Raw genomic sequence first — 3433 nt, forward strand, 5'->3', positions numbered from 1 at the left:
CGCCACCGAGGCCGTCGAGGGTGGGGATACCGATACCGGCAGTGAAGTTTCCGTCCGAGGCTCCGCCGACGGCGAGGCCGACGAGCGGAGTCAGATCATGCTCGAGCGCAACGCGTTCCGCCAACGCCAGCAACGGTGCGGACATCGTCGCTTCGAGAGGTGGACGGTTGACACCACCCGAGACCGTGACTACGGCTTCGGGGTGGATTGCCTGCAGGGCTCGGATATTCGCATCGACGCGCTCCTGCTCGGCGGCGCTGGTTGCGCGCACGTCCACGTCGACGAAGGCTTCTGCCGGAACGGTGTTGGTTGTGGTTCCGGCTGAAATGACAGTCGGGGTGACGGTGGTTGCCTGTGCCGGCGAGGACAAGTCGTTGATCGCGATCACGAGACGAGCCAGTTCTACTGCAGCGTTGATGCCTTTTTCCGGCTCCAGCCCGGCGTGGGCGGCGCGACCGGCAACATGGATCCGATACAGCGACACCCCCTTGCGGACAGTCTTCAGTTCGCCACCGTCACCGCCGGCCTCGAGAACCAGTACCGCGCCTGCCGCAAGTTCCTCGATGAGGGACCGCGACGTGGGTGAACCGATTTCTTCGTCACCGGTCACGAGGAGTGTGATTCCGTCGAGTGCATCGTCGCCGTGCAGCTCCCGGACGATAGCGAGGGCGTGGATTGCCTGAACGACACCAAGTTTCATGTCGAGTCCGCCCGGACCTCGGAGCGCTCCGTCGGTGACGGCTGCGGGCAGGCGTGTCAGGGTGCCGATCGGCCACACGGTGTCATGATGACCGAGCAGCATCAACCGCGTCGGTGAGCTGCCGAAACGGGTCACCAGATGGGTTCGGCCTTCCGCCACTATCGACTCCGGTGTCACGCCGAGTCGTTCGTGGACAAGATCTGACGTCCACTTCGCGCTGCGGGCAACAGCTTCGAGATCGTGTGACGGCGACTCGACTTCGATGAGCGCGATGGCGTCCTCGAGGATCTGAGGAAGTTGGCGCTCGGCCAGATCGCGGAGAATGGTCATCGGTTGTTCACTCGCGGATACGCGCGGCTTCCGACGTGTAGCAATTGTGTACTCCCGTTGTCGGAGAAAGTGATCCGGATCCAACCTGCTGATTGAGGGAGTCGGGTCCCGAACACTCCAGGGTGAACTTCGATCAGGCTGAGAGAGACGGACTCTGCGCTTTCGGCGGTGACCGAAGGGTCGATGTGATCGGTGCGGCGGGCGGTCAGGGAACCGCCGGTCCTTTCCAAGACGAAATCGGCTGCGGCATCGCGGTACAGGCCGCACAGCGCATCGAGTTCTTCAGGTGAGGACGTGACGCGGGTGTGGGGGTCACCAGGCGAGAATGCCGGTGTCACACTGACGCCGCCTATGGAACCGATTACTTCAGCCAGAAGATCGCCGGAGAGAGCGTCCATTGCTCCACCGTTGGCCATCAGGACCACGGCTAGACCGCACGACGGCACCACTCGCAAGAACGACTGCTGGCCGAGAGTTCCGCCATTGTGGCCATGAGCCAGTACACCGCCCCAATTGTGCAGCAACCACGTGGTTCCCATGATGTCCGCTGACGACACGTCACCGATCTGGCGGCGCTCCTCGAGCATCGCCAGATGAGTGGAACGCCGAAGGAGAACCGGGTCCTCGCGCATCGAGTCCTGAGCGAACAGGAGTAGATCTTCGGCCGTGCTGTTGATGAGGCCGGCGGGGCCCATCGAGCGGGGGATGAGGAACTGTGGTGTCTGCTCGAGGTCGTCGGCACCGCCGACGTGCCCGACTGCAGCGCGGTGCAGTGCCGTCTCCTCAGGCAGGGTCGTGGTTTTGGTCAGGCCGAGCGGTTCGATGATCCGCTCGCGCAGAACCGCGTCCCAACTCTTACCTCGGAGAACCTCGATGATTCGTCCGGCGATCACGAAGCCGGTGTTGCAGTACGACCAATCGGTGCCGGGGGCGAAGAGCTGCACCGTTGATTTCAGTGATGCGACGTATCGCTCGACGCAGTCGTCGCCGCGCCCGCCGTCGATGAAAACGTCACCGTCGATGCCACTGGTGTGAGTCAACAGGTGGCGAGTCGTGACCGTTTCGGTGGCTACCGCGTCAGCAACTGCGAAGTCCGGCAGGATGTTCCGGACAGGTGAGTCGAGATCCAGCAATCCTTCTTCGACGAGCTGCATGATCAGGGTGGCCGTCCAGACCTTGCTGATCGAACCCATCTGGAACAGCGTGTCGGGCGTAGCCGCGACGCCGGTGCGGGTACTGACGACACCGGACGTGATCACGGTGCGGTCGAATCCGCTGCGGGTTGTGGTCAGAATTCCCAGCGAGGCGCCGGGTACCCCGTACTTCGCACTCAGGGTGTCGAGTCGGTACTGCCAGTAGTCGGGATCGACCGTGGTCAGTGCGGGCTGGGGGGAGAGGTGCCGTTCGATCCAGTCGACGAGACGAGTGCTGTACTCCAGTCGGTGGGACGGCCGACCCGTCAACACGAAGGCATGTGACGCGTCCGGGAAAACCACCAACTCGGTCGGGGTGCCGGCCAAACGCAGTCCACCGAACCACTGTTCGGCCTGGTTGACCGGGCAACGGACGTCGCTGCCGCCGTGAAGGATCAGCGTCGGTGTCGTCACCTGGGAGACTCGCCCCAGCGGCGAAAGTTCCCGTACCCGAGATGACTGCGGGTCGAATTCGACCGTCTGCAGCAAGATGCCCTCGTCCGAGGGGCCGGCTGTGTTCGCGATGTCGCAAACGAGACCACCGGCGACTGCGACGGCAAACCGATCGGTGACGGACGTCAGGGCGCACGTCATGAATCCGCCGTAGCTGTAGCCCGTGAGTACCAGTTGCTTCGGATCGGCCATCCCCTCGGCGACAAGGGTTTCGACCGGTTCGAGCAGGTCGGCACGATCCGCCTCACCCCAGCCGTCCCGCACACCGTCGAAGAAGTCGTTTCCGTAGCCGTCACTTCCGCGCGGATTGATCATCAAGACCGTGAATCCCAGCGCGACCAGTTCCGCGTGGTATGCGTGCATCACGGTCGGCGTTCCGGTCCAGGCATTGTGTGGTCCGCCGTGGACGTCCAGAACCAGCGGACCGGCGCCCGTGACGTTCGGGTCGCGCAGGATCCAACCCTGAACACGGGTGCCGTCGCTGATGTCGAACCAACGCTCGGAGGCGACTGGAAACGCGACGGAAGTTGTCAGTTCCGTGTTCAATTCGGTGACGGTTTCGACTGCACGAGTCTCGAGGTCGATGACGGCGACCTCGCCGAAGGATGTCGCCGTTGCCAGCGCGACGACGGCTCGCCCGGACGTCAGGGCAAGGCCTGAGACCACTGTCCGCTCGCCGGTGAGAAGTGGTGAGACGGAGCCTGATCCGAAATCGACCTTGTGCAGTTCGGTGGAGCCGTGGTTGCGGATGCAGAAG

At 63.5% G+C, this 3433-nt stretch carries 2 protein-coding genes; both read right to left on the bottom strand.

The features are described from left to right. On the bottom strand, nt 1-1030 hold a 1030-nt coding region (locus tag A2J01_RS29845), incomplete at its 3' end, for a M20/M25/M40 family metallo-hydrolase (protein WP_064114173.1). Further along, nucleotides 1027-3433: serine hydrolase (locus A2J01_RS29850; protein ID WP_064114174.1), on the bottom strand; the 2407-nt coding region annotated here is incomplete at its 5' end. The genes A2J01_RS29845 and A2J01_RS29850, both read right to left, overlap by 4 nt.

This window comes from Rhodococcus sp. EPR-134, assembly GCF_001647205.1.
GTDB classification, from domain to species: domain Bacteria; phylum Actinomycetota; class Actinomycetes; order Mycobacteriales; family Mycobacteriaceae; genus Rhodococcus_F; species Rhodococcus_F qingshengii.